Below are 26900 nucleotides of genomic sequence, written 5' to 3'. Positions count from 1 at the left end.
CGTATTTTGGTGGTAGTGCCGAGTGTCTTATCCTTGCTTGATATACGCGCATTATCAATGCTTTGTCCAAAGCAGATAAAGGCAAACAGCAACCAATCTAAACCCATTTTTTGGGCTAGTAGATAAGATATGAGTCAAAAATAACTGATTTTTTAAGAGGTTATTTAAGTACACAAAATCATCGGCAACAATTACTTATGGTCATCCTAGACCCAAAATCGCAGGCGATGTTATCAATCTCATAATTCACGAAAGCCTAAGCTAACGTGGCGACGTAGTATAGCACAATAAAAAATTATATCTAGCCATTTCTTTGGTTATGGATGAGATAGCAAGTTATTTATACAAATAACCCAGCCTATTTCGACTGTATTTCTTTCAACTGATATTCAACGAATGAGAGGCTCGCTAGGCCCATACTAGCGCACCATTTTAACTTCAGTGACATAGGTAGGCAGTTGCCATGCCCCGCCCACCTCGATTAAACGGCAAAGCCCTGTGGTGCTTTCATGACTTTTTTCAAATGCACGGCCCGTCCAGAGCCAATCCGTCTTGCTCATGCAATCACCGATACCACGACCTTTCTGTACAGAGGTAAGCTTGCCTTTATCGTAGCCAGTAGCACTGGTCGTCACTAACGCCGGATTATAAGGTTTACTGTCATTGATCACCCAAGCTCCTGCGCCAGAATTATAAGCGCTTGTCCAGCACCCATGCTGCGCCAATAGTTGTGAGCCATTTAGACGACTGATACGCCAAGGTGATTTATCTGACAGGTTGGGACAAACATTATCTGCATCTTTCATCGTACCTTTTACCAACGATGCCAATTGAGAAGACTTCATCACAAACTTTTTGTCATTGCTATCGTCAGCTTTGGCACTTGGCAAGACAAACCGTAGTACTGGCGCGGCTTTAGGAGGTAGTATACTGCCACTAGACTTAACAGCAGCGTCATTTTTAACAAAAGCACTTGGGGTACCAACACGACCTTGAAACTCATCGGCTTTTAGCATCGCAGCACTAGCACCTTTGTCAGAGACCTGCCAACGTGAATTACGTAAGGCCAACGTAATCTTGCTAGACTTGGTCAAAGCTTCTAACAATGCATTTACCTGTGCTTGAGTAAGCTCAGCATTACCTGCGGCGGCTGAGTATGGCTTAGTCTCACCATAGTCTTTGTCATTAATAAACAACGAGATACGATGACGGTTGCCAAGCTGCATTAAGGCTTTAGACGAGCTATCCTTAGCCCCGCCAAGCTTTACTTTGCCATCCACACCAGCATTCACACCTGCGCGGCGTACGAGCAATATAGAAACCGGAAACTCGCTGTTGTTCTCTGCTTGATAACCTGCTAATCGGCACGTACGCGTATTATCACAGGCGACCTGCCAATCTTGACTAGTAAATTCAGTCGATGCACTCGCTATACTAGTAGTACTAAATAAAACTGTGCTAAGCGCTGCAAATACAGGTAGTAATATTTTATTTTTCATCATAAAGGTGGATTTTTCTTTTATCTTCTTAGGTATGTTTTCTGGATAATGCTCTATAGTGATATTTTTGGTATTTTCATTGGACTGGGTACTATTACCATATATATTTGAATAGGTATTTGACCTGCTAGCAATAGTTAAAACAGCGTCTTTTAATAGCGACGTATCGTTTATATAATTATTGTCTTTCATAATCATCACCTTTCAGTAGAAAAAGTACAAACACCTGTCTATTGTAATGGTGCTCGGCTATCTTAACGCACTAGTGTTTCTATCTGTTATTCTAATGTAGCATTATGTAAAACTTATAGGAAGACCAAAAAATAATTATATTCGTTTATATAAATACAAATAAAAAAGCTGATAAATGATAATTTATCAGCCTTACTACTCTATTTATGCTTTATTGTTATATCAAATCATATTGAGTATTTGGATTAGTCGATTGGTTTTAGCTCTAGCTCTACCGCCCGTTTAACCGCAGGACGTTCAGCAATTTTCTTGGCCCAACGCTGCAAGTGTTTATAGTCTTCTACTTGTAAAAATTCTGCTGCATCATAGAGCTTTCCTAATGCCAGCTGGCCATACCAAGACCACACAATCATATCTGCAATGTTGTAATCAGACTCATCGTTGCCGCACAGATACTCGTGATCTTTTAGGTGCATATCTAATACATCGAGCTGACGCTTGGTTTCCATGGTATAGCGATTAATGGGATACTCTAGAGGTTCAGGCGCATAGGCATAAAAATGCCCAAAGCCACCACCTAAGAAAGGTGCGCTACCCATTTGCCACATGATCCAAGACAAGCAATCTGCTCTCGCTTTGCCAGTAGTCGATGGAAGAAATTTATCAAATTTTTCTGCTAAATACATCAAGATTGCGCCCGACTCAAAGAGTGCTATTGGCTCTTCAGCTGTATCATCAGAATAATCGACCAAAGCTGGAATCTTTGAATTGGGGTTTATCTCTACAAACCCTGAGCCAAATTGCTCTCCTTCAGAAATATCGATTTTGTAAGCATCATATGCTGCCCTCTCAACACCAAGCTCGGCCAGCTCTTCTAGTAGTATATTTACCTTGACGCCATTTGGCGTGTTTAATGAGTACAGCTGTAACGGAGCATCACCAACAGGCAGCTCTTTATCATAGCGAGCACCAGACGTTGGACTATTAATACTGGCAAACTTGCCACCGCTATCTTTGTCTTGCGTCCAAACTTTGGGTGGTACGTATTTATTATTATCCTGACTCATAGTATCTCCTCGATTTGTATTTATCACTGTCGTGAATGTTTCACTATAACGAGAACTCATGACGATATTAAAGCCCTCTCTTGTAATCAATGTTGTGTTTCTACTGCTAAAGTAAAAGAAGGTGTGTTATCAGCACTCAACAGCTTTTTTGTCTAATTTCATCTCTTGGCATTTTTATTAGCTACTCTTTGCATTGCTGTCTTAGATTAATTACCTTGAGTCACTTTTATTATAGGTCAGGCTTTCTTATACTACTCAGCTTGCATAGTGATCTGCTCGCAAATCCGCTATTTTCTTACTTCATAACGAGACGTTCAATGGGACTCACATGGTAACGCTCACCCCGACTCAAGATAAATACCTACCTTACGTACTAGCGGTAGCGCTATTTATGCAAATTTTAGATGCCACTATTTTGAACACCTCATTGCCACAAATGGCGCAAGCACTAGGTGAGTCACCACTAAAAATGCAGTGGGCCGTCATCAGCTATGCATTAACTTTGGCGATTTTTATCCCCATCAGTGGTTTTTTAGCAGATAAATATGGCACGCGTCGCGTATTTTTGTCCGCGGTTATTATTTTTTGTATTGGCTCATTACTGTGCGCTGCGTCGCAAACATTAGATTTTTTGGTCGCCTCACGTGTGGTACAGGGTATTGGCGGTGCCATGATGACGCCTGTCGCTCGTTTGATATTGGTCAAGTCTTATCCGCGCAATAAGCTGCTCACTGTGATGAATTTTGCCGTGATACCTGCGTTGGTTGCGCCATTAGTCGGTCCAGTACTGGGTGGCTATATCGTGCAGTATGCTAGCTGGCATTGGATATTTTTGATCAATATACCGATGGGCGTGGCAGGTTTTATTATGGGCAAAAAACTGGTACCAGCACTATTTGAAGATACCAAGCGCCTTGATTGGACAGGGTTTGTATTGTTTGCCGCAGCTGCTTGCGGATTCACACTGGCTGTCGAGTTTGGTTCACAGACGGGTCGCGGAATTTATGGCTTGTTGCTCGGTTTGGGCGCAAGTCTATTGATCGGGGCCTATGTCTGGCATGCCAAACGACGAGCAGCTCCCCTGTTTCCACTCAGCTTATTTGATATTCGCACTTTTCGCATCGGGATTACTGGCAACTTTTTCACGCGGCTTGGTATCAGTGCCGTGCCATTTTTATTGCCGTTACTACTACAAGTGGTGTTTGAATACTCGCCTTCGCAGGCAGGTTGGTTGCTTGCCCCGATTGCGGTTGGTGCTATAGGGGTTAAACCTTGGGTCAGTAAGATTATCCAGCGTTTCAGCTATCGTAAGGTTTTGGTCTACAATACCTTGTTTATGGGTTCGCTTATCATTGTACTGGCGCAATTTAACGATGCGTCGCAATGGCTATGGTTTATACCTATCTTGACTATTATGGGTGCGTGCAACTCTATGCAGTTCAGTGCGATGAATACGATTACGATCGGCGATTTACAAGGCACACAGACCAGTAGTGGTAATAGCTTGATGGCGGTTAATCAACAGTTAGCGATTAGCTTTGGTATTGCGTTCGGTGCTGCTGTGTTAAACCTATTACGTGAGCGCCTGCAAATGGATACGCTAGTAGCGTTCCAAACCACTTATTGGATATTGGGTATTTTAACCATTCTCTCGGGGCTGTATTTCTTACGTTTAAAACCTGAGGATGGTCGCGGTTTATACTAGAACGTACTTTTAATCGAGACAAGTTTTCTATTAAATGAGATTTTACATACGACACGTCTCTACTTTGTATAGATAGAAAAAAGCCAGTATGCGATTGGGTTATCAATCGTATACTGGCTTTTTTATCATGACTCACACTAATGGTGAATACGACTATGCGTCATCATCACTCATTTGCGATTGGATATAGCGCTCTATACCAATACTCTCAATCAAGTCTTGCTGCGTCTCTAACCAATCGTCATACTCTTCATTGCCATCTTTTAGCGTGACTAATAGCTGGCGAGAGACGTAATCAGACTTAGTCTCACACAATGTGATAGCATCAGTAATGATATCGAACTTTTGTCTTTCAAGACGTAGATTACACTCAATAATTTCTGGTACATCTTCGCCGACCAATACCTTCCCCAACTCTTGTAAGTTTGGCAAACCGCCTAGTAGCAAGATACGAGCGATTAAGTCGTCTGACCATTTCATCTCAGCAATAGATTGCTTATATAATGAATCATTAAGCGCTTCCAGACCCCAATGACGTGCAATACGTGCATGCAAAAAATACTGATTGATGGCAATCAGTGACTGTCCAAGTACTTTGTTTAACGCGCGAATGACTTCTTTATCCCCTGTCATTACCTTTCTCCTTTAATCTTTATTATTTATGCTAAATACTGTGAATGCTATTCATACGTTGAATGATATCAAACAAGATTAGGAGCAACTTCAGCCACTTGGCTTTGTAGGTAGTTCGGTAGACCGATCATGTCGATGAGACGAAGTTGTTGCTCAAGCCAATGCGCATGATCTTCTTCTGTATCTTTCAATTGTTCAACCAGCATCTCACGCGTGACATAGTCATGTTCTGCTTCGCATAGCGCGATACCTTCTTTTAGGTGCTTTTGTACTTGGTACTCTAAATCCAAGTCAAACTGCAACATCTCAGGGACGGTAGCACCGATATGGATAGCATCGACAGACATTTTTGGCGTGCCACTCAGCATCAAAATACGACGAATGATATTCTGTGCGTGTAGCGTTTCGTCTTCCATCTCATGATGGATACGGTCGTATAACTTGCCATAGTGCCACTCAGCGTACATCTCCGAATGGATAAAATATTGGTCACGAGCGGCAAGCTCACCACCTAGTAAGAAATTCAAATAATCAATGACTTTCTGGCTACCTATCATAACGCGTACTCCCCTATTTATTTTTACAGATCACTATACATCCACAATTTATTATATATGAATAGCAAAATTGGTAAACTGATCAGTAAAAATCAAAATCAATAAAACGACTTATAATCTTAGGTAAATATAGTAGCATACAGATGCAATATGGGGTGTAACGTTATGAACTAAGAATAAGATGCTAATTGAGAATCATAATTAGCTACAACTGGCGGGGGACTATTCAACATAGGTTATGTTGGTGCAGGAGTGAGGTTACACGGACGCTTGCATCCTACCCTTTATACATAATAAATAAGATTGGATGCAAAATACTGAATTTAATTTATGTGTTAGGTTTTACTATACTAGATAGTGAGAACGTGTGATTAACGGTGTTTAAACGGCATACGCTAGATTATCGAGTTTTGCATGGTGTTCGTCTAAGTAGTCGTTGACCATCGGTTCACAACAGCCACAACAAGTTGCTACGTCAAGGGTATCTTTTAGACCATCGAGTGTATCAACACCTGTAGCGATAGCGGCTTTGATTTGTTTTTCTTTTACGTTGTTACAGATACATACGTACATGGACTGCTCCTCGGCATACTACTATTCGATAATAACGACATATGACACTTATATAAAAAACCTTTCTAATAAGTGCCGTTAATAAACGAATAATTTACTATTTTCTAGCAATTAAAAATTATTAATTTGAATCACGTTTATCCCTTGCAGTATAATAACGATAATTATTATCATTTTCAATAACATTCGACATATTTATCAGTCGTGGCAGTATCTTTTTATAACAATCATTTTATTTGTGTAAATAGATATAAGTGTGCGTGTAACCGAATATTATAAAAGGTAGTAAATTGACGATGAACTGTAAATTTGCTTATTTTTTAATCGATTTTGTAGATAACTGCTGTTATATTAAACCCCTATTAACGAAGCCCATTGGAATGCTCCTATGTCTGATAATAACCTTACGATACGACCTATTGATTTATTTAAAGTCCTATCTGATCCGACACGCCTAAAAATATTTCAAATTCTTTTTAAAAAAGAAGCACGTTGCGTGGGTGATTTGGTAGATACGCTTGATCAACCACAACCAACGATATCACGACACCTAAACCATTTGAAAAAATTGGGTATCTTAAGCTGTGTGCGTGACGGTACCTGGATGTGGTATGAAGTTGCTGATGATTTACCAGATTGGTGTCAAGATATTTTAGACATCACCTACGAGCAAATCTCTTCTAAGGCGACTAATAGAGACGTATCAGACCTTGCGTAGATACTGTTATCCGTTTATGTCTTCGACTGCATTTCATTAAAAGCGCTTAAAAAATAAATCTGCGGCAAAACACTAAACCAAAAAAAGACCTACGCGAGTAGGTCTTTTTTTGGTTTAAACATTAATACTTAGATCCAAATTGATCTGGGTCAAATACTTATACAAGGTCTAAGAAATCGCTGATAAAGGTATTGGCAGGATGGTGTATCAATTCCTCTGACGTTCCTACCTGCTCTACTCGGCCCTGATTCATCACAACAATCTCATCTGATACTGCACGTGCTTCTTCTTGATCATGTGTCACCATGATGCTGGTGATACCAAGCTCGTGATGGATGTTTTTTAGCCATGTACGCAGCTCTTTACGTACTTTGGCATCCAGTGCCCCAAAAGGTTCATCTAGCAGCAATAGCTTTGGTTTGACTGCCAGAGCTCTTGCCAGCGCAATCCTTTGACGCTGACCACCTGACAACTGATGTGGATAAGCATTGGCCACTTGTGGGAGCTGTACCAGATCTAGTAGCTCTGCCACACGTTTATTGATATCGGCTTTACTAGGGCGCTCATTTTTTGGCAGCAGTGTCAGACCAAAAGCGACATTGTCTGCGATGTTCTTATGGCGAAATAGCGCATAGTGCTGAAACATAAAACCAATATGCCGCTTTTGGACTGGTGTATTGGTGACATCCAACTCATCAAACAATACCTGCCCAGAGTCGGCATATTCCAAACCCGCAATAATACGTAGCAAAGTAGTCTTACCGCAGCCTGATGGACCTAATAGCGTCGTCAACTTGCCAGTGGGCACAGTGATATTGATATTGTCTAAAGCGGTAAAACTACCGAATTTTTTATTAACGTTGCGAATCTCAATACTCATAATCGTATCTCTTATTATATCTTTTGTCGTATCGTGGCAAGTAGCTTGGTAGCAACTGCGTCAATAGTATTAACATCATTTATTTAGTTAATGGCAGTTATACCTTGCCAGTATTTTCAGCACTCGCCGAGTCAGTTTCGGCCGTTGCATTAGCACTCACGGGTAGTTCAGGTGCACTAGCAAGCCGATCAGACTTAGCAAATTTACGCTCTTGCATCTTGGTCATGACTTGTTGAATGAGTAGCGTTACTAAGGCGAGTGCAGCTAATATGCTCGATAAGGCAAACGCGGCGGTAAAGTTATAATCGTTATAGGCAATCTCAACCAGTAGCGGCATAGTATTAGTCTCGCCGCGAATGTGACCAGATACCACACTGACAGCGCCAAACTCACCCATCGCACGTGCATTGGTCAAAATCAAACCATATAGCAGTGCCCATTTAATATTAGGTAGTGTCACATGCCAAAAGGTCTGCCAACCAGACGCACCTAAGGTTAATGCTGCTTGCTCCTCAGAGTCGCCTTGAGTCTGCATCAATGGAATCAACTCACGTGCAACAAACGGAAAGGTCACAAACAACGTCGCTAAAATGATACCAGGCACCGCATAAATTACTTGGAAGCCTATACTCTCAAGCCAGCCGCCGATTGTAGAGTTCAGTCCAAACAGCAGCACAAACATCAAGCCGGCAACCACTGGCGATACCGAAAATGGTAAATCAAGCAAAGTGGTGACTAGCTGCTTACCTTTAAACTGATAGCGCGTGACCAACCATGCAATCGCAATACCCATTACCATATTAATCGGCAAAACAATGGCTGCGGTAATCAACGTAAGCTTAATGGCTTGTAGTGCTTCAGGATCGACCAATGAGGCAAGATATAACTGCCAGCCGTTTTTAAAGGCTTCATAGAACACAGCCAGCAATGGCACCACCAGCATCAAGACCATAAACAGTACAGCAATAACAATAAAGGTGCGGCGTATCCACGGGGTATCTTTAGTCGCCGCGTTTTTTTGGTAGTCGTAGCTATTAGATATTTGCATATTAGCGAGCTCCTACACGGCGCGACAGTTTCCACTGCATGATGTTAATGGTCAACAAAATGACAAATGATATGAGCAGCATAAATAATGCGACTGCAGAAGCACCTTGGATATCAAATTGCTCAAGCTTACTGATAATGATTAGCGGCAAAATTTCCGACTGCATCGGGATATTACCTGCGATAAAGATAACCGATCCATACTCACCAGTGGCACGGGCAAACATCATACCCGCCCCCATTAATAAAGCAGGCAATAACTCTGGCAAAATCACTTTACGAAAAGTCGTCAAACGATTGGCACCCAATACCGCAGCCGCTTCCTCAAATTCAACTGATAGCTCAGCGAGTACTGGTTGCACTGCGCGGACAATAAAGGGAAAGCTGACGACAACCAATGCTAGCCAAATACCTATTGGCGTAAAGGCGACCTGAATATCAAACTTGGCAAACCATTGGCCAATCAAACCATTAGGTGCATATAGAGTCGCAAGCGAGATACCTGTCACCGCCGTTGGTAGTGCAAATGGTAGATCGACCAAGGCATTGATAAGTGACTTTCCCCAAAACTCATAGCGAACCAGCACCCATGCGACCAATGTGCCAAATACCATATTGGTCAGCATTGCCAAAAACGACATCCATAAGCTAAGCTTGATAGCAGCAGTGACTTGTGGTTGAGTAATGGTTTCCCAAAACCCAGTCCATCCCATCTGTGTCGTGGTATAGGCCATCATGGCAAACGGTAGGACTACCAGTAATGACAAGCTAAAGACAGTGATGCCCATGCTCAGACCAAAACCAGGTAGCACATTGCGCTGACGCAAACGGGTCAGCCAACCTTTTTTGTTGCTGGGTTTACTGGCAGAAGAAGATGTTGCACTCATAGTGATGTCCTATTGCCTAACTGATGGTACTTAGCGAGGGTACTCACTGTAAGACCATTATTACCATTGTTATCAAAATTATTATTGGTTGGCTTATGATATAAAGGACATAGTGCGTACGACCATGTCCTTTATGGGTGCTTCATGACTGACTGCGCCAAACATTAATCCGTTTTATTAGCGCAGTAGTTGTTCTAACAACTCAGCAAGCGATTACTGAGGCGCATTGATTGCTAACTGGTCAAATACACCGCCATCACTGAAGTAAGTGCTCATGATCTCGTCCCATGTGCCAAAGGCATCGTTCGGACGGAAAGTCTCAACAGGTGGCAGTTTATCACCGTTCTTCTCAAGTACACTTTGGACACTAGGACGCAAGTATAGGTCAGCTGCTAGCTGCTGAGCAGGCTCACTCCATAAGTAATCAAGATATGCTTTGGCAGCGTCTGTGGTGCCTTTTTTGTCCGTTACCGTCTTCACAACAGCCACAGGACTTTCTGATTTGATCGAATATTGTGGATAAACGATATCTACTTGACCAGCACCAAAATCAGTCGCGGCAAGGTTGGCTTCGTTTTCAAAAGTGACTAAGACATCACCAATACCGCGCTGTACGAAAGTTGTCGTTGCGGCACGTCCGCCGTTTTCATAGACTTTGACATTGCTTAGCATGTCTCTTACGTAGCCTTTAGCTTTTGTTTCATCTTGATTAAAAGCATGTAGACCATAGCCGTAGGCTCCTAAGAACGCATAACGCCCGTTACCCGTCACTTTTGGATTGGCCATGACAGTCTCAATACCGTCTTTGGTCAAATCTTCCCAGTCTTTGATATTTTTTGGATTGTCTTTACGTACCAAAAATACGATCGTACTAGTGAATGGCACCGCGTTGTCTGGGAATTTACTCTCCCAATCTGATTCAACCAAACCTTTTTTCTCAAGCAGTTCAATATCAGAGCCTTGGTTCATGGTGGCAACATCCGCTTGCAGACCGTTAGCAACAGACAATGCTTGCTTACTTGAGCCGCCATGTGACTGTTTGATTAGGATATTGCTGTCTGGATTTTCAGCTTTATAGTGCTCAACAAACAATGGGTTGTAGTCTTTATAGAAATCACGTGCCACATCGTATGAGACATTGAGTAGCTCGATATCTTGCCCTTCTGTCGTCGCTGAGCCGTCAGCTGCGGTATCAGTGGTCTCACTATTGCTACAGCCAGCCAAACCAAGTGTTAAAGCAACACCAGCAATACTTAAAGCACTAAGAGTTTTACTTTTTTGTTGATAACGAGCTACGTCTGTCATAAATACCTCAAAGATGTCTGTTATGTAATTCAAGTATGCTAACAGCGCCATCTTATTATGTTTAATGATGAATATGCGTATGTTATTGCCAAAAGGGAATAACCAAAAAACAAAGCGAGACATATCAATAAGTTGTTAAATATTTTATATGTATAACTGGCTGTTTACTTACTAATGGTTTTAATATTGGTATGCGCTCTATCTACCTATCTACCTATCTTGTTCGCGCTTCACTGAATGTCGCCAAGATAGATAGTTCTATATACTAGAAACTAATAGCTATTTAGTGCTCGCTAGCTGATCAAAGCGGCCACCATCGACAAAAAATTCATCCATGATTTGGTTCCATGAGCCAAAGACCGTCACAGGATCAAACGTCTCGATGTCAGGTAAGGTGTCTTTGTGAGCAGCTAAGACTTGCTCGTCATTTGGACGCATGTACATTTCTGCTAAGAGTTCTTGTGCAGGTTTGTCCCACAAGCCCTTCAGATAAGCATTTGCTGCTTTCGTCTTGCCAGATTTTTCAGTCACTGCCGTGACAACTGCTACTGGGTTTGCAATCGTAATAGAGTAGCTTGGGTAGACAATATCAACTTTACCTTTTGCAAACTGTTTGGCCGTCAAATGCGCTTCATTTTCAGTGGTAATCAATACATCACCTAGACCTCGCTGAGTGAAGCTGGTCGTTGCAGCACGTGCCCCATTGTCATAAGTGACCACGTTTGCTAGCAGTTTCTTAATAAGGCCATTGGTTTTAGTCGGGTTTTCACTACTATTTTCTTTAAACTGATGTAGCCCGTAGCCATAGGCGCCTAAGAAGGCATAACGTGCTGTACCACTAGTCTTGGGATTAGGGATGACGACCTCGACATCATTGCGTGCCAAGTCTGACCAATCTTTGATATTTTTTGGATTACCCGTACGAACCAGTAGCACCATGGTACTGGTATAAGGTATAGCCCCATTGGGTAACGCTTGTTGCCAATCAGTGCCTACTAAGCCTTTTTCAACCAATAAATTCATGTCAGTTTCTTGATTGAAAGTAACCACGTCAGCCTGCAAACCATTGGCCACAGACAATGCTTGCTTACTTGAGCCACCATGCGATTGGTTAACCTTTACCTCGCTGTTTGGATGAGTTTTGAGATACTCGGTGCCAAACAGTTCGTTATAGTCTCGATAAAAATCGCGGGACACATCATAAGAGACGTTAAGTAGTTTGATATCTTGGCTCTCGCCACTGATACTATTTGCTATGTTATCTTGTGTTGCTTCTGTTGGGCTACAGCCTGTCAGTATAATCGCTGCTGCGAGCATACTGCTTGTGGCAAGTACACGCGCTGTCAACTGCTTAGGGTTTGTTAACTGGATGCTAGCAATGCTTACTTGTTGGAATTTTTTCTGCATGATGCTCTCGATAAAAATAATATAAGCGTTTTGTCGAAACCTTGACTAGTATCACAAGGCCGATAATCTTCTACACTTAGTAAGTTTCGCGTCAACTTTTTTGATTCCAGTTGTCGGGATGATGAAAATCATGCTAGCAGCATAAATTACAAACGCTTAGTGACGAATTCGCTTATCGAATAGTCATGTTGGCATAAGTGATACTAGCCATCGTTTTGCACCATCAAGAATAAAACGGGTTGAATAACTGCTGGTAGGTTTATTAAGTAGACTATGATTTGGGTAGGCTGTACCATTATTTGTACGTCATAAGGTTTGCATAGTAGTAAAATGATAAAAGTATCATCTCGCTACTATGCAAACCTTACCCTCCTACTTGACCAAAGGCCCATATATGACTCTTTCATACCGTCAATTTCGTCCTGTTATAGGGCTAATAATGATGACCTCTACCCTAGCTGCTTTAACAGGCTGTAATAGCGTATCACCCGCTATTAATAGCGCTCATCACAGCATGGTCGAATCAGTTTCCACTACAGCATCTGACTTGCCAGCTAATCAAAGTAATGTCTTGAGTGACAATGTTTTAGTAGATACGGTTTCAATAGACAAAGTTTCAGCAGATTATGCTACTGCAGGCTACGACAAGCGTGCGCAAGGCTATGATTGGGTGGGCTTGATGGTACGAGCAGAGAGTGATCGCCAAATTGACATAAAGGTTCGTTCACGCAGTGATATTAAAAAACCTACTTGTCATTTCGATGGTAAAGCGACATTAGTAGGCCAAGATACCGCTCACGGTACAATTTTTCAGGCAAAGGTAAATGACAGCATCGCCTTTTTCCAATTTAAAGATGACACCCTCATCATCGACAGCCCAGACAAGTATGCATTGAACTATTTTTGCTCAGGTGGTGGCTCGTTTGCTGGTAAATATAAGAAATTAGCAAAAGACTTAGAGGTTTGATAGTCAGCGCTCGCATGTATTAGAGCGTATTTTTATTTTAAAATAATAATAAAAACAAAAAAGGTGCCAGACTTATTGTCTGGCACCTTTTTTACAACTGGCTTAGTACGAGGTTATTTATACCAGCAATCTGTTTCTATACTGCAGATGCACCTGTTAACTTAACCTCAGCACGCTCTTCTTTTGCGATGCCAGCATAGTAATCACGCAAAATCTGTAATACTTCTGGACGACTAAAGTTATCTGGTACATCTTCGTCTTCTGATAGCGCTTTACGCAGCTTGGTGCCTGACACTTTAACGTGCTCAGAGGCATCATGCGGGCAAGTCTTGTCAGAGGCCATCGCATTACAAGCATTACACCAGAACGTCCAGCCAATTTTAAGCGGTTGGGTGATAAGGTCATCTTTACCAACGTGCTCAAAAATCGTTTGTGCATCGAACGCACCATAATAATCACCAACACCAGCATGGTCACGACCGACAATCAGATGGCTACAGCCATAGTTTTGACGGAATAGCGCATGCAGCAACGCTTCACGTGGACCAGCATAGCGCATATCCAACGGATAGCCCGCTTGGATAACGGTATCTTGTCTAAAGTAGTTATCAATCAATGTTTTAATGGCTTCTTGACGGACTTCTGCTGGAATATCGCCAGGTTTCAATGCACCTAATAGTGAATGAATCAACACACCGTCGCAAATCTCAATTGCAATCTTAGCCAGATATTCGTGTGAACGGTGCATTGGATTACGCGTTTGGAATGCAGCCACTGTTTTCCAGCCTTTGGCATCTAAGATTGCGCGCGTTTCTGCTGGCGTTTTGTAGATTTCTGGATATAAAGTTGGGAACTCGCCTTCACTAAGCACTTCAACACTACCGGCAATATTGACATCTTCTTGGTTCAGTACTTGCTGTACGCCTGGATGCTCTGAATCTGTGGTCGTAAATACTTGCTGACACTCGTGTTCTTTATCGATGATGTAAGTCTCTTCTACCGTCAAGATACCCATGACTTCGCCATCTTGAGCGACCAATGCGACTTTGTCGCCTTGACTCAAACTATCTGCAGTCGTTTTTGGCGCAGACAACGTAATAGGAATTGGCCAAAACAACCCTGCGTTTTCGCCGCTCTGCAGACGCATATTATCAACCACACCCTGCCAGTCCGCCTGATTCATAAAACCATTTAGCGGAGTAAAACCGCCAATACCGAACATGATTAAATCACCGCGCTCACGTGAGCTTAAGGTGATGGTTGGCAAGGTACTGGCAAGCTCTAATGCTTGATCGCGTGCTTCACCATTTAATAGTAGTGGCTTAAGCTCTGCACTACCATGTGGAGGAACAAGTTTTGATTGGCCTGGATTCTGAACCTGGGTCTGGGACATATAGTTATTAAAACCTCTTATAAAAAGAATAATTGAGAAATGAGCAAAAATGTAAGAGCGATTAAACGTACAAAACTAAGAAGAAAGCCATCGATAGATAATGAATAGCGTGCTAACGATTGGGCATTAAAATTGATACGCATAGGCTACCTAACTTTCGTTATGAAAATTTATGCTGTGTTTGGATATGGATATGTCTGAAAGGAATTTATGTTTATGACTACAAGCTTATATGATGTATAGCTGAATTATTTACATTGCAAACGGCAATAAAACCTATTACACACGCAAATCATTTTCGTCGTTGATTTTAAGATTAAAAACAAAACTGAGATTACGTCATGTATCAATATAATTACGCTGACCAGACTTTGGTAGAGGAACGAGTTGCTCAATTTCGCGACCAAACCGAGCGGTTTTTGGCAGGTGAGTTGCCAGAAGAGCAGTTTTTGCCATTGCGGTTGCAAAACGGCTTGTATATCCAGCGTTATGCTCCGATGTTGCGTATCGCCATTCCTTATGGTTTGCTTGCCAGCTACCAGTTGCGCAAATTGGCTGAGATTACTCGCAAGTATGATAAAGGCTATGGGCATTTTACGACCCGTACCAATATTCAGCTGAACTGGCCAAAGCTAGAAGATGTGCCAGATATTTTGGCTGAATTAGCATCAGTACAAATGCATGCCATCCAAACCTCAGGCAACTGTATTCGTAATACCACGACCGATCCGTATGCTGGTATTCATAAAGAAGAAATCGCTGACCCACGTCCCTATTGTGAAATCATTCGTCAGTGGTCAACTTTCCACCCTGAGTTTGCTTTTTTGCCACGTAAATTTAAGATTGCCGTTATCGGCACCAATGATGACCGTGCGGCAACCCAAGTACATGATGTCGGTCTACACGTAAAGACCAACGATGAAGGTGAGATTGGTTTTGAAGTATTGGTTGGCGGCGGTCTTGGACGTATCCCCGTCCTTGGTAAAGTCATCAATAAATTCTTACCACGTCAGCATCTACTGAGTTATTTAGACGCTATTTTGCGTGTCTATAATTTGCATGGTCGCCGTGACAAAGGCAGCAAGTACAGATCACGTATCAAAATTTTGGTCGAAAGTATGGGCGGTCCAGCGTTCGCCAAATTGGTCAATGCTGAGTGGGAAGCTCATACCAAAGATGGCCCACTTACCTTGACTGATGAGAACTTTGCAACAGCAAACAGCTTCTTTAGCGAGCCTGACTATGTATCGTTTGACGCATTACAAGTACAGTCCGAGCTACAACAGCAACTAAACGCTGATAAAGATTTTGCCAATTGGTACAACCAAAACACCGTAGCGCACAAAATAGCTGGCTATCGTGCTGTGGTTGTTTCTCTCAAAGCAGGCTTAGTCGATGGCAAATATGTACCATCCGGTGACGTCAGTGAATCACAGATGGATGCATTGGCTGATCTTTCTGACAAATACAGCTTTGGTGAGCTACGTGGTACTTATCAGCAAAACCTAGTATTCGCTGATGTAGAGACCAACAAGCTGTATGAATTATGGCAGCACCTATCAGAGTTGCATTTAGCGCGCGCAAACATCAATACCTTAACGGATATGATTGTTTGCCCAGGTTGGGATTACTGCTCGCTTGCCAATGCAACCACGCATAACATCGCTGAACAAATTGAGAAGCAGTTTGATGACCTAGACTATCTATATGATTTGGGTGAGATTCGTCTAAACATGTCTGGTTGCATCAATGCTTGCGCGCACCATCATACAGGCGATATTGGTATCTTGGGTGTCGATAAAAAAGGCGAACATTGGTATCAGATTAGCCTTGGCGGCAACTCTAGCGATGATGCCAAACTTGGCAAAATCTTAGGAAAATCCGTGCCTGCTCTTGAGGTTGCCAATACCATACAGCAGATCGTTGATGTCTACGTAGACTTACGTGCCAGCACTGACAATGATGTAGAAAGCTTTGGTCAATTAGTTGAGCGCGTTGGTATTGATCCATTTAAGGAGAAGGTCTATGGCTAATCACCATATTTTGGACAGTCATGGCGTCGATATTGGCAGTCAAGATACGTGGCATGTACTTACTACTGATGCACTACCTGAGAGCATTGTATTGCCCAATATTACGTTACTTGAGCTATTACAAAAACAAGAAAAACCTGACGTCATCGTGCCGCTCGCTGATTTATTGGACGAATCAGGCGCACAGAATGGTGGCCTGATCAAAGAAGTCTATGAGCTAATCGTACAGCACAGTAGCCGCCTTGGATTGTGGGTTACTGCGGATACTGACGCTGATGCACTAGAAAATCTTAGTGAGTTCTTATCAACGCACGCGCTTATCGTGATTGATGTGCCGAAATTCGCTGATGGTCGTCACTTTAGTTTTACACGTACGCTGCGCCAAGTCGGCTATACAGGTGAGATTCGAGTAGCTGGCGATTTTGGCCGTGATCAAATTGCTTATATGCTACGTACAGGCGTTAATAGCTTTGTATTGAGCGAGCATGATCTAGAAGCTGACTCTAAATTCGGTATTGAGCAAGCCTTTACTGCCCTTGCTAGTAGTTATGATGGTCGAAGTGCCTCAGATTTACCGATGTTTGCGCAGTCATCAGAGCCTTCAGTTGCCTAGCTGTTGCATGGACCATAATTTTTATAGTAATACCCGATATTTTCAATCAACACTTTTACACTAACAATAATTAAGGAACGTACTATGAGCCAACTACACCCAAACCTAGATCTTGATCAAGCCAACCAAGACCTGCAAGGTAAGTCACCTGAGCAAATCGTCGAGTGGGCATTGACTCAAGCGAAAAACCCAATCATCACGACCAACTTCCGTCCGTATGAATCAGCGATTTTGCATTTGGTTGCTAAACAGCGCCCTGATATCACGGTATTGTGGGTAGACTCAGGCTACAACACTGACGCTACTTATCAGTTTGCCAACAAGCTTATCCATGACTTGAACCTAAACGTTGTTACTTATATTCCTAAACAAACAGCTGCACACCGTGACGCGACGATGAATGGCATTCCAGGTATCGACAACCCACAGCATGATGAGTTCACTGAGCAAGTTAAACTTGAGCCGTTCCGCCGTGCATTAGATGAGCTAAAACCAGATGTGTGGTTCAATGCTATTCGTAAAGACCAAACTGAGTTTCGCCAAGGTCTTGATGTACTTAGCTTATCAAAAGACGGTGTACTAAAAGTAGCGCCATTGTTTGAAAAAACTGATGCTGATTTGGATGTATATTTAGAGGAAAACAATTTACCAAACGAGCATGACTACTTTGATCCAACGAAAGTAGAAGAAAGCCGTGAGTGTGGCTTGCATACTCAGCTATAATCTTTGATAACCGCTCACAGCACTCTGCAACAATAAAAAAGCCCTCTCAAAATGAGAGGGCTTTTTTATTGTTGGGAAGATACGTAAGTACCGTTCGTTATTGTTGACGACTATGTTGGCAACTATTAAAGTTATTTGCGACCTAGCACCCAACCGCCATCCATCAAAACGTTAGCGCCTTGCATATAATTAGAATCATCAGATGCCAAAAACACAGCAAGTGCAGCAATCTCTTCAGGCTTGCCAGCACGTTCGGCAGGAATACGCTCTAGACGTTCATCGTCAATACCCTCAGTCATTGGTGTTTTTATAAAACCTGGCGACAATGTATTAACTTTAATATCCTGACTACCAAAATCGAAAGCCAATTGTTTCGAGAACCCCAAAATAGCGTGTTTGGATGTCACATATGCTGACCCACCCGGTCCTGCCATTTGTGTCGCTTGCGAACCAACATTAATAATGGTGCCGCCGCCTTGCTTAATAAAATGCGGAATCACCATTTTGGAAGCCAGATAAGGCGCTTTGACATTAATCGCCATCAATTCATCGTAGAAATCCTCTTCTAGCTCAACAGCATTGTCATAAGTATCATGAATACCAGCACCGTTGTACAAAATGTCAATATGACCATACGTCCTTAATGCTTGGTCAACAACGGCTTGAATGTCGTTCTTTTCCGTCACATCAGCTTTGACAAAAATGGCGTCTTGATTATTATCTCTAATGTCTTTGACGATTCGATTGCCGTCTTCCTCATCGCGTCCTGTAACGACTATTTTAGCGCCTTCATTAGCAAACGCTTTGGCCGTCGCCTCACCTAACCCTGATGTGCCACCAAATAGAATCGCGACTCTGTCTTGTAATTTCATAGTATGCTTACTCTTTTGAATTATTGTTAATTATTGATATACGATTAATTGTCTTAAGACATGCTAGCACAACTTAATTTTGGGAGGTGTTAGCGTGTGTTAGATTACTTATTCATTTGAGCAAGTAAGTTCATCTATTCCTATTAGCAAGAAAAATATCAATTAATATTTCAAAAACGAATATACTAATGCCAATTCACTACGTGAGAGTATGCCTGTGATACCTCATAATGGCGGCATCCCTTATACCTTCTCTACCTTTCATAATAAACAATTAAATATATGGTGACACTATGAACACCTTCCCGCTATTTTTTAAATTAGAAGGCCGTAAAGTGCTCATCGTGGGCGGCGGCGAAGTAGCACTGCGTAAAGCGGACTTGCTCAGCCGTGCAGGTGCCTGTATCACGATTCTCGCGCCCGATATCAGCCACGAGCTACAAGCTTTACTCACTGAAGATAAGCATGAATTTATCTATGAGAATTATAATAAAGCTTATATGTCAGGCGCACGGGTAATCATTGCCGCGACTGACGACGAGACGCTGAATCACCAAATTCATGCAGATGCGACTGAGCTAAACATTCCAGTCAATGTGGTCGACACCCCGCATTTATGTGATTTTATCTTTCCAGCCATTATCGATCGCAATCCTATCGTGATTGGGATCTCATCAAATGGTAAAGCGCCAGTATTGGCACGTCTACTACGGGCACGTCTTGAGACCCTAATCCCGCAAGGCTATGGTAAATTAGCCAAGCTGGCCGGTGACTTCCGCAATGAGGTAAAAGCTAAGATACCAACGCTTACTGGCCGTCGTCAATTTTGGGAGCGCGCATTTGAAGGTCAAGTCAGCCAGCTGATGTTTGCAGGTAATGAGACTGAAGCCACTGCCCAACTGCAAGCGGACTTGGACCGTACTGCCGCTGCCATTCACCAAAACAGCGAAGATAAAAACTCGGTGAAAGAACCTGATACGAATGCGCCTGCGCTAGCACATGAGTCAGAAAAAGAAGGCACAGCAGTCGGCGAAGTCTATATCGTTGGTGCAGGCCCTGGTGATCCAGAACTTTTGACATTTAAAGCACTGCGTTTGATGCAGCAAGCCGATGTAGTATTTTATGATGCGCTGGTTTCACCGCAGGTCTTGGACTTATGTCGCCGTGACGCTGACAAAGTATTTGTCGGTAAGAAACGTAGCAACCATACAGTTGCGCAATTAGGCATCAATGAGCTACTTGTTAATCATGCCAAACAAGGTCGCCGTGTCGTACGCTTAAAAGGTGGAGATCCATTTATCTTTGGACGTGGCGGCGAAGAGATCGAAAGCTTACGAGCAAACAATGTGCCATACCAAGTAGTTCCAGGTATCACTGCTGCCAATGCTGCTGCTAGCTATGCAGGAATTCCTTTAACTCACCGTGACCATTCACAATCAGTGCGTTTTGTGACAGGATTTTTAAAAGCTGGTGCACCCAACAGTAACTTTAAGAGCTTCTTAAATACTGATGAAACGGTCGTATTTTATATGGGTCTGCACTCGCTGGCACGTTTGACTGAAGGCTTGGTTGACGCTGGTCGTAGTCGCGAGACGCCGATTGCTATCGTTTCTAATGCGAGTATGCCCAATCAACAGGTATTAACCGGTACGCTTGCAACGATTGTTGCCAAACAAGAGCAAGCACAATTGCCAACACCTGCTCTACTTATTATGGGTGATGTAGTCAGCTTGCATCATGATTTGGCTTGGTATAATTTGCAAAACCAGCAGCACAGTCAAAACAGTGATGACATAGCTAACAACTGGTTGCGTGAAGGCTCGAGAGGTAAAGCCGTAAAACAACCAATAGACCAACAAGCCCATGCACTTTCTATGGTCGAAAATCTTGCAACACATCAAGGAGACGGTCTGGAGCAATTGATTGTGGACTAGCGCTTCCTTCCTAAGCTGCAAAATGCTGAGTCGTAAATAAGAACAAAACCCTATCAGTATATTATTGGTAGGGTTTTGTTTTGGCAACAGCGCAAATGTCGACAATTCTTGCTAAAATAATCACTGCATTCCCTTCCTCATTTAGCCAATTATATTAAGTGCCCCTATGCCCGTACTCGCTGCCTTACCATTAACCATTTTGCACACATCCGATTGGCACTTAGGACGACGGCTTTATGGACATATGCGCTATAGCGAATTTGAAGCTTTTTTAAGCTGGCTTGAAGAGACCATCCGTACGCAAAAAGTCGATGTATTAATCGTCGCTGGTGATATCTTCGACACCATGACCCCAAGCAATAGAGCCCAAGCACTGTACTATGAATTTTTGGGTAAGGTATCAAAATCTTGCTGCCAACATATCATTATCGTGGCAGGCAATCATGACTCCCCGACATTTTTAGACGCACCCAGTCAGGTCCTAAAGTTTTTAAACGTGCATGTGATCGGTACGGCTTGCGATGATGTCAACGATGAAGTGCTGTTGTTAAATAACGCTCAAGGCGTGCCCATCTGTATTGTCGCAGCAGTACCTTATCTGCGCGACCGCGATGTTCGTAGTAGCGGTGCTGGTGAGTCTATGGACAGTAAAGACGCCAGCGTGATTAATGGTATTTGTGCGCATTATGATGCCGTAGCAGCCATTGCCAAATCGCACCAACAGACCATTGTCAAAACACACAGTCGTCATATTCCTATTATTGCTACTGGTCATTTATTTGCCTCAGGTGGTAGCACCACTGCCGATGATGGCGTGCGTGACTTATATATTGGCAACTTAGGTAAAATCTCTGCCGAAATGTTCGACGAGTGCTTTGATTACGTCGCACTGGGGCATTTGCACGTACCGCAGCGTGTGGGCGGGCGCGAGCATATTCGCTATTCAGGTTCACCTATTGCTATGGGGTTTGGTGAAGCCAAGCAGCAAAAGCAGGCTTTACTGATACAATTCGGTGCAGCATTAGACGATATTAAAGAGAGTATTGATAACAAAAGCCATCATGAAAGTATAAGTGAAGCTCCAGCGGCGAACCTAACCTCTGATATGGCTCAGCTTAGTAATACATCTACCAAGCCTAAGATGTCAGTAGAAAAACCCACGACCAAAAAGGCAGCCAGTCAAACCGACTTTATCGATGACTTATTTGGTTTTGATGACGCAATAACAGACGAGTTGGTATCAAGCGAAAAGATTAACAACAGCGCTCAAGAAGACATCGGTATTGAAGCAGAGAATAGTAATGAAGACAATAATATCGAAGAAAAGGCCACCAAAACCGATATAGCTCAGAGTATCATCGGCATTTCAGAGTCAACGCCTTCAACCTCTGCGTTCGCTGATCAACTACTCCACCATGATGCTGAACGTCAGATGCAAGTGTTATCCTTACCTATTCCAAAATTCCAAAAGTTGGCACAAATATCTGGCGATTTGCAGACTATTCAACAGACAATCGACAGCACCATTCAGTCTTTAGCACCGAGCGAATCGGTTTGGCTTGAGCTCATTTATACCGGTGACGATATTGTCAGTGACTTGCGTGAGCAGATTCAAGTTATGGTCGATAGCTTGCCCTGTGAGGTGTTGAAAATAAAAAACCCTCGTACTTATAACAAAGTGTTGAATCAAGAGGCGGCTTCTGAGACCTTGCAAGACTTAAATGAGATGCAAGTATTTGAGCGTTGTTTGAGTGCTAATGAGGTGACAGATGCGCAAAAGCTGACCTTACGTGATGCTTACGCACAGATTATTCATAACATTCATCATAACGATACACAGGCTGAATAACCAAACCTTAAGTATCATGCTTTGAAGCATTAACCCTATTTTAAAATAACAACTGTTCCAATAATGATAAGACCCAACCATGCGCCTAATTGAACTACGACTAAAAAACCTAAACTCGCTAAAAGGTGAATGGCACATCGACTTTACGAATGCCGCTTTTATTAATGAAGGTATATTTGCCATCACAGGGCAAACGGGCGCTGGCAAGACCACCATTTTAGATGCGATTTGTTTGGCACTATATAGCCGAACTCCTAGATTGGGTGACATTACGGGCTCAGCCAATGAGATGATGACCCAAGGTACAGGCGAGTGCTCAGCCGAGGTAGTGATAGAGATCGGTGATAAGCATTATTGCTGCTCATGGTATCAGCATCGAGCGCGCAAAAAAGCCAAAGGTAATTTGCTGCCCATCAAGCATGAAATCAGTGATGTCAAAAGCGCAAAGGTATTAGAAGAAAAAAAATCTAAAACAGCCGTCTATATCCAAGACTTAATTGGCATGGATTTTAATCAGTTTACCCGTTCCATCATGCTGGCACAGGGTAGCTTTGCCGCTTTTTTAAAGTCCGATGTCGCTGACAGAGCGGCCATTCTAGAAAAAATCACTGGTACAGCCATTTATGCCGAGATATCTAAAAACGTGTTTGAAAAAAAACGACACGAAGAAAACCAACTGGCCAAACTACAAGCCGGCATCGACAGCTTACCCTTATTAAGTGATGAAGATGAGGCGCAGCTGCACGTGGAATTAACCACTCTCAAGCAGGAGCAAGCCGTACAGCGCAAAGCCTTTAAGGAAGTGAGCGACCAACTACAATGGTTGGATAAAGTCACAGAATTACAGCAAAATCTGACCAAGCACCAAGGATTAATGGCAGACGCATTGCAAGCGCAGCAAGACTTTGTGTCAGAAGCCATGCGTTTGGATGCTGCCAATAAAGCATTAGAGCTTGACAGTCCGTTTCGAGAATTGACTTATAGCCGAAAAAAAGTGCAAGACCTACAGATAGAAAACACCACCATCACTCAGGAACTACCAACGCAACAGGCTTCTGTGCTAAAAGCTAATAATGAGTTGCACACTGCTACCACCATAGAGGCGCAAGCGACAACAGCACTGAATGATACCCTGCCAGTTATCACAAAAGTGCGGGATCTAGATAACAAAGTTAATCAGCAAACCCGATTGTTAGCAGACGACACGCAACGCAAAAACATGCTTGCTACTAGCATGCAGAACTTACGTCAACAGATAGACACACACCAACAAACCGAAAGTGATATTAAACGTCAGCTTAACCACATAAAAAAATACTTTAGCGACTACCCAGAGCTCAATAATTTAGATAGCGACATACCCACTTTTAATGACAACTGTATTCGATTAAAAACGCTTTTAACGAGTAATATCAGCCTAACAGCAGACAAAGCCACACAGCATCAGAAAATGCGTGAGCAACAAGACAATGCGGATACATTATCAAAAAAACTAGAGACAGATAAGTCATCAATCTCGCAGCAACACACGCAACTTGCCAGCTTACAACAGCAGCAAGACGCTCTTGTGAAAGACCAATCGGTTGCGAGTATGCGCAGCGAGCAAGAACAGATTGGTCAAATAAGCGCTCATATTGAGCAAGTCCGTTTTAAGCTACAGCATTTATCTGAATTATCTGACCAAATCAGTCAGATTGACCTGACACTGCCAGCACTAAATAAAGAGCTGGCTACGTTAGCAGACTCGATTGTCCAACGTCGGTCAAACTTACAAGGGGCCAAATCCAAGCAGCAAGAAAAACAGGAGCATCTAAGACTACTACAGAAAGTCGCCAAGCTTGAAGATTACATCATAGAGCTAGAAGACGGTACGCCCTGCCCGCTTTGCGGCGCGCATGAACATCCTTATGGTAAGGATCATCCATTATTAGATAAGCATACAGACGGCGATAAATCTCAGTCGCGAATGCAACAAACCCAGCAGCAAATAGATGATCTAGATACGTTGATCGAAAATATCGAGCAGACCCTATCTAACGATAATATTAAACATGCGACAAAACAATCAGCCATCAATAGCGAACAGCAGCAATTGGCATACCTGCAGACACGATCCACAACTCTAGCCAGTGATATGCAGTCTGTTTTGGTCTCAATACTGCCTAATCAAAATACATATACCCAAGCGCTTGCTGAGATTATCCAGCCACTGACTGAGATGAGTGACTTTTATAAAAGTGCCAATGTCTTTGATATGGCTCATATTAAGCATTTTACCGCGATATTAAACAACACCAAGCAGAAGCTCAATCAACAAAAGCAGTCGACTCACACCATACTAACTGAATATGATGCTCAGGCAGAACAGATTATAGCGCTTAACAGAACGATTGAGACCGATGAAAAACAGCAACAGGCGCTGATTGATGAGGTCAACAGCATAACGACTGATATAAAATTGATATCACAAAAAATTGAAGGTATAGAAAACCATATTAATGTTAATTTTGCTGAATTGGCGCCTATTATTACGGTGGTCTGCGCGCAAGTAGATAAATACCCCATTGATAAATACAAAGCATATTTGAATACAGCACCGAACAGCGCAGACATTCAGGCGGCACTCTCGCAACTGCATCATAGTATTCAAACGCAGGCAGTATTAAGTAAGACTGAATGTGACACTCACATCGATCAACTACGCCAGAAAAGCAGTGCGCTGAAGGAATTAAAACAAACCTTTAATGAGCAAGTCGACCAGCAGCATCAGCTGAATAATAGTCTAAGCAGTATCACCGCACAAATTGATACCAAGCAACATCAGCTGGCAAGTGAAGAAGCCGCACTTCAGCAATTAGACACTTTAATTAGCGAGCATACTAAAACGCATCAGCACTTACAGGCAGAAAGAGAGGCGCTATTTGCAGATAAAAACCCTGATCACGAGAGCAATCGACTACACACAGCGCTAGATGAGGCAAAAAACAAGACAGCTATCGTACAACGGCAGGCAGATAATGCGGCACAGTTGCTGGAGCAATCACAATCGCGCGCGCAGCAATTGGCAAACGATATTGATATTGCTATGACCACACTTAATGAGCAGCAAACGAATTTTACCGCGTTATTGGCACAATCGCAGTTTACAAGCGAGGCGGATTTTGAGCAGGCACGACTGCCAAAAGAGACGCGTGATGATCTAAAAAACCGCCAGTTCGGTATTGAGCAAACATTAAACCAGACCAAAGCGCAATTGCAAGCCACACAGCAATCATTGGATGAACAGCTTGCCAATCCTTTGACTGATGAGCCAAGAGACGCACTCACTGACAAGCAGAACCAGCTACAGATAGAGATAGATAATCGTTTTGGTGCATTGGGCGCTATCGAACAACAGCTCACAACCAATGAGCAGCAAAAAACCGTACAGAGCGAGCAGCACACTGCTATCGCTGCACAAAAAGAGACCATGCAAGTCTGGCAACAGTTGTATGATTTGATTGGCTCCGCAGATGGCAAAAAATACCGTACCTTTGCGCAGGGCTTAACCTTTCAGGTGATGATTGACCATGCCAATAAACAGCTATCAAAAATGAGCAATCGCTACTTACTCATTCATGATGCAGACAACGCATTAGAGCTTAACGTGGTTGATGATTATCAGGGCGGTGATATCCGCAGCACCAAAAACCTATCAGGCGGTGAAGGTTTCATCATTAGCCTAGCATTAGCACTAGGATTGTCACAAATGGCCAGTCAAAATATACGAGTGGACTCGTTATTTTTGGATGAAGGGTTTGGTACACTTGATGAAGAGTCACTCGATATCGCGCTTGATACCCTAACCAGCCTACAACAAGAAGGCAAAATTATCGGTATTATCTCTCACGTTCAAGCGTTAAAAGAGCGTATCTTGACGCAAATCAAAGTCGAAAAAATCTCTGGTGGGTTTAGTCAGATTAGCGGACAAGGCTGTCGTAAAGTCATTAGTGAAAAAGCGTCATAATAAATTAAGCCAGACAGTTGACGGCTTTCTACTCTATTTT

Annotated in this window: 21 protein-coding genes; 9 read left to right on the top strand and 12 right to left on the bottom strand. The window is 42.7% G+C overall.

Annotation, left to right across the window (positions count from 1 at the left end):
• Positions 1-419: 419 nt before the first annotated feature.
• The gene (locus ACT3QR_RS08015) at positions 420-1691 is read right to left on the bottom strand and encodes a DUF1176 domain-containing protein (protein ID WP_444520820.1); all 1272 of its coding nucleotides are present in this window, start codon (positions 1689-1691) and stop codon (positions 420-422) included.
• Positions 1692-1936: 245 nt separating this feature from the next.
• Complete coding sequence (gene yghU / locus ACT3QR_RS08010; RefSeq protein ID WP_444520819.1) at positions 1937-2758, bottom strand: glutathione-dependent disulfide-bond oxidoreductase; 822 nt, start codon at positions 2756-2758, stop codon at positions 1937-1939.
• 328 nt (positions 2759-3086) lie between these two features.
• Between yghU and ACT3QR_RS08005 the strand changes: the two genes are divergently transcribed.
• On the top strand, positions 3087-4463 hold the full coding sequence (locus tag ACT3QR_RS08005) for a DHA2 family efflux MFS transporter permease subunit (protein ID WP_444520818.1): 1377 nt from the start codon (positions 3087-3089) through the stop codon (positions 4461-4463).
• Between the two features lie 153 nt (positions 4464-4616).
• Here ACT3QR_RS08005 and bfr (ACT3QR_RS08000) read toward each other — a convergent pair whose 3' ends face one another.
• From bfr (ACT3QR_RS08000) to ACT3QR_RS07990, 3 genes are all read right to left on the bottom strand, one after another.
• Positions 4617-5096: a bacterioferritin gene (gene bfr / locus ACT3QR_RS08000; protein WP_444520817.1), complete on the bottom strand. Its 480-nt coding sequence runs from the start codon at positions 5094-5096 to the stop codon at positions 4617-4619.
• 68 nt (positions 5097-5164) lie between these two features.
• Entirely contained in the window at positions 5165-5653 is a 489-nt protein-coding gene (bfr, locus tag ACT3QR_RS07995; protein ID WP_444520816.1) for a bacterioferritin, read from the bottom strand.
• Between the two features lie 381 nt (positions 5654-6034).
• Positions 6035-6226 carry a (2Fe-2S)-binding protein gene (locus ACT3QR_RS07990; protein ID WP_444520815.1) on the bottom strand — a complete coding sequence of 64 codons (192 nt, stop codon included), beginning with the start codon at positions 6224-6226 and terminating at the stop codon, positions 6035-6037.
• Between the two features lie 388 nt (positions 6227-6614).
• Here ACT3QR_RS07990 and ACT3QR_RS07985 point away from each other — a divergent pair, with 388 nt between their 5' ends.
• Positions 6615-6944 carry an ArsR/SmtB family transcription factor gene (locus tag ACT3QR_RS07985; protein WP_444520814.1) on the top strand — a complete coding sequence of 110 codons (330 nt, stop codon included), beginning with the start codon at positions 6615-6617 and terminating at the stop codon, positions 6942-6944.
• 157 nt (positions 6945-7101) lie between these two features.
• Here ACT3QR_RS07985 and ACT3QR_RS07980 read toward each other — a convergent pair whose 3' ends face one another.
• The 5 genes from ACT3QR_RS07980 to ACT3QR_RS07960 form a co-directional block, all read right to left on the bottom strand.
• On the bottom strand, positions 7102-7824 hold the full coding sequence (locus ACT3QR_RS07980) for a sulfate/molybdate ABC transporter ATP-binding protein (protein WP_444520813.1): 723 nt from the start codon (positions 7822-7824) through the stop codon (positions 7102-7104).
• A gap of 97 nt (positions 7825-7921) precedes the next feature.
• Positions 7922-8872, bottom strand: a complete 951-nt coding sequence (gene cysW, locus ACT3QR_RS07975; protein ID WP_444520812.1) for a sulfate ABC transporter permease subunit CysW — start codon at positions 8870-8872, stop codon at positions 7922-7924.
• Position 8873: 1 nt separating this feature from the next.
• The gene (cysT, locus tag ACT3QR_RS07970; RefSeq protein WP_101205902.1) at positions 8874-9758 is read right to left on the bottom strand and encodes a sulfate ABC transporter permease subunit CysT; all 885 of its coding nucleotides are present in this window, start codon (positions 9756-9758) and stop codon (positions 8874-8876) included.
• 213 nt (positions 9759-9971) lie between these two features.
• Entirely contained in the window at positions 9972-11063 is a 1092-nt protein-coding gene (locus ACT3QR_RS07965) for a sulfate ABC transporter substrate-binding protein (RefSeq protein WP_444520811.1), read from the bottom strand.
• Between the two features lie 279 nt (positions 11064-11342).
• Positions 11343-12380: a sulfate ABC transporter substrate-binding protein gene (locus ACT3QR_RS07960; protein WP_444520841.1), complete on the bottom strand. Its 1038-nt coding sequence runs from the start codon at positions 12378-12380 to the stop codon at positions 11343-11345.
• Positions 12381-12909: 529 nt separating this feature from the next.
• Between ACT3QR_RS07960 and ACT3QR_RS07955 the strand changes: the two genes are divergently transcribed.
• Entirely contained in the window at positions 12910-13437 is a 528-nt protein-coding gene (locus tag ACT3QR_RS07955) for a hypothetical protein (protein ID WP_444520810.1), read from the top strand.
• 136 nt (positions 13438-13573) lie between these two features.
• On the opposite strand, the gene sat is transcribed toward ACT3QR_RS07955, so the two are convergent.
• On the bottom strand, positions 13574-14830 hold the full coding sequence (sat, locus tag ACT3QR_RS07950) for a sulfate adenylyltransferase (protein WP_444520809.1): 1257 nt from the start codon (positions 14828-14830) through the stop codon (positions 13574-13576).
• Between the two features lie 341 nt (positions 14831-15171).
• Here sat and ACT3QR_RS07945 point away from each other — a divergent pair, with 341 nt between their 5' ends.
• The 3 genes from ACT3QR_RS07945 to ACT3QR_RS07935 all read left to right on the top strand — a co-directional run bounded on the left by ACT3QR_RS07945 (position 15172) and on the right by ACT3QR_RS07935 (position 18199).
• Positions 15172-16863, top strand: coding sequence for a nitrite/sulfite reductase (locus ACT3QR_RS07945; RefSeq protein ID WP_444520808.1), 1692 nt, complete (start codon positions 15172-15174; stop codon positions 16861-16863).
• Positions 16856-17476 carry a DUF934 domain-containing protein gene (locus ACT3QR_RS07940; RefSeq protein ID WP_444520807.1) on the top strand — a complete coding sequence of 207 codons (621 nt, stop codon included), beginning with the start codon at positions 16856-16858 and terminating at the stop codon, positions 17474-17476. The genes ACT3QR_RS07945 and ACT3QR_RS07940 overlap by 8 nt, the downstream gene beginning before the upstream one ends.
• A gap of 84 nt (positions 17477-17560) precedes the next feature.
• On the top strand, positions 17561-18199 hold the full coding sequence (locus tag ACT3QR_RS07935; protein ID WP_444520806.1) for a phosphoadenosine phosphosulfate reductase domain-containing protein: 639 nt from the start codon (positions 17561-17563) through the stop codon (positions 18197-18199).
• 131 nt (positions 18200-18330) lie between these two features.
• Here ACT3QR_RS07935 and ACT3QR_RS07930 read toward each other — a convergent pair whose 3' ends face one another.
• A complete protein-coding gene (locus ACT3QR_RS07930) occupies positions 18331-19071 on the bottom strand; it encodes an SDR family NAD(P)-dependent oxidoreductase (protein ID WP_444520805.1) in 741 nt (246 codons plus the stop codon).
• Between the two features lie 293 nt (positions 19072-19364).
• Here ACT3QR_RS07930 and cysG point away from each other — a divergent pair, with 293 nt between their 5' ends.
• The 3 genes from cysG to ACT3QR_RS07915 all read left to right on the top strand — a co-directional run bounded on the left by cysG (position 19365) and on the right by ACT3QR_RS07915 (position 26860).
• Positions 19365-21005: a siroheme synthase CysG gene (gene cysG / locus ACT3QR_RS07925; protein ID WP_444520804.1), complete on the top strand. Its 1641-nt coding sequence runs from the start codon at positions 19365-19367 to the stop codon at positions 21003-21005.
• A gap of 166 nt (positions 21006-21171) precedes the next feature.
• Positions 21172-22854, top strand: coding sequence for an exonuclease SbcCD subunit D C-terminal domain-containing protein (locus ACT3QR_RS07920; protein ID WP_444520803.1), 1683 nt, complete (start codon positions 21172-21174; stop codon positions 22852-22854).
• Between the two features lie 79 nt (positions 22855-22933).
• Positions 22934-26860 (top strand): AAA family ATPase, encoded by a 3927-nt coding sequence (locus ACT3QR_RS07915; protein ID WP_444520802.1) that lies wholly within the window; start codon positions 22934-22936, stop codon positions 26858-26860.
• Positions 26861-26900: the final 40 nt, after the last annotated feature.

Origin of the sequence: Psychrobacter sp. AOP7-B1-25, from assembly GCF_052376195.1 — a bacterium.
In the GTDB taxonomy this organism is placed as follows: Bacteria; Pseudomonadota; Gammaproteobacteria; order Pseudomonadales; family Moraxellaceae; genus Psychrobacter.
This window is presented reverse-complemented; position numbering and strand designations above follow the sequence as displayed.

Excerpts from the sequence above, each read along its gene's own strand:
- ACT3QR_RS08015 (WP_444520820.1), bottom strand. The coding sequence starts at position 1,691 with ATGAAAGACAATAATTATATAAACGATACGTCGCTATTAAAAGACGCT.
- yghU (WP_444520819.1), bottom strand. The coding sequence starts at position 2,758 with ATGAGTCAGGATAATAATAAATACGTACCACCCAAAGTTTGGACGCAA.
- ACT3QR_RS08005 (WP_444520818.1), top strand. The coding sequence starts at position 3,087 with ATGGTAACGCTCACCCCGACTCAAGATAAATACCTACCTTACGTACTA.
- bfr (WP_444520817.1), bottom strand. The coding sequence starts at position 5,096 with ATGACAGGGGATAAAGAAGTCATTCGCGCGTTAAACAAAGTACTTGGA.
- bfr (WP_444520816.1), bottom strand. The coding sequence starts at position 5,653 with ATGATAGGTAGCCAGAAAGTCATTGATTATTTGAATTTCTTACTAGGT.
- ACT3QR_RS07990 (WP_444520815.1), bottom strand. The coding sequence starts at position 6,226 with ATGTACGTATGTATCTGTAACAACGTAAAAGAAAAACAAATCAAAGCC.
- ACT3QR_RS07985 (WP_444520814.1), top strand. The coding sequence starts at position 6,615 with ATGTCTGATAATAACCTTACGATACGACCTATTGATTTATTTAAAGTC.
- ACT3QR_RS07980 (WP_444520813.1), bottom strand. The coding sequence starts at position 7,824 with ATGAGTATTGAGATTCGCAACGTTAATAAAAAATTCGGTAGTTTTACC.
- cysW (WP_444520812.1), bottom strand. The coding sequence starts at position 8,872 with ATGCAAATATCTAATAGCTACGACTACCAAAAAAACGCGGCGACTAAA.
- cysT (WP_101205902.1), bottom strand. The coding sequence starts at position 9,758 with ATGAGTGCAACATCTTCTTCTGCCAGTAAACCCAGCAACAAAAAAGGT.
- ACT3QR_RS07965 (WP_444520811.1), bottom strand. The coding sequence starts at position 11,063 with ATGACAGACGTAGCTCGTTATCAACAAAAAAGTAAAACTCTTAGTGCT.
- ACT3QR_RS07960 (WP_444520841.1), bottom strand. The coding sequence starts at position 12,380 with ATGCTCGCAGCAGCGATTATACTGACAGGCTGTAGCCCAACAGAAGCA.
- ACT3QR_RS07955 (WP_444520810.1), top strand. The coding sequence starts at position 12,910 with ATGATGACCTCTACCCTAGCTGCTTTAACAGGCTGTAATAGCGTATCA.
- sat (WP_444520809.1), bottom strand. The coding sequence starts at position 14,830 with ATGTCCCAGACCCAGGTTCAGAATCCAGGCCAATCAAAACTTGTTCCT.
- ACT3QR_RS07945 (WP_444520808.1), top strand. The coding sequence starts at position 15,172 with ATGTATCAATATAATTACGCTGACCAGACTTTGGTAGAGGAACGAGTT.
- ACT3QR_RS07940 (WP_444520807.1), top strand. The coding sequence starts at position 16,856 with ATGGCTAATCACCATATTTTGGACAGTCATGGCGTCGATATTGGCAGT.
- ACT3QR_RS07935 (WP_444520806.1), top strand. The coding sequence starts at position 17,561 with ATGAGCCAACTACACCCAAACCTAGATCTTGATCAAGCCAACCAAGAC.
- ACT3QR_RS07930 (WP_444520805.1), bottom strand. The coding sequence starts at position 19,071 with ATGAAATTACAAGACAGAGTCGCGATTCTATTTGGTGGCACATCAGGG.
- cysG (WP_444520804.1), top strand. The coding sequence starts at position 19,365 with ATGAACACCTTCCCGCTATTTTTTAAATTAGAAGGCCGTAAAGTGCTC.
- ACT3QR_RS07920 (WP_444520803.1), top strand. The coding sequence starts at position 21,172 with ATGCCCGTACTCGCTGCCTTACCATTAACCATTTTGCACACATCCGAT.
- ACT3QR_RS07915 (WP_444520802.1), top strand. The coding sequence starts at position 22,934 with ATGCGCCTAATTGAACTACGACTAAAAAACCTAAACTCGCTAAAAGGT.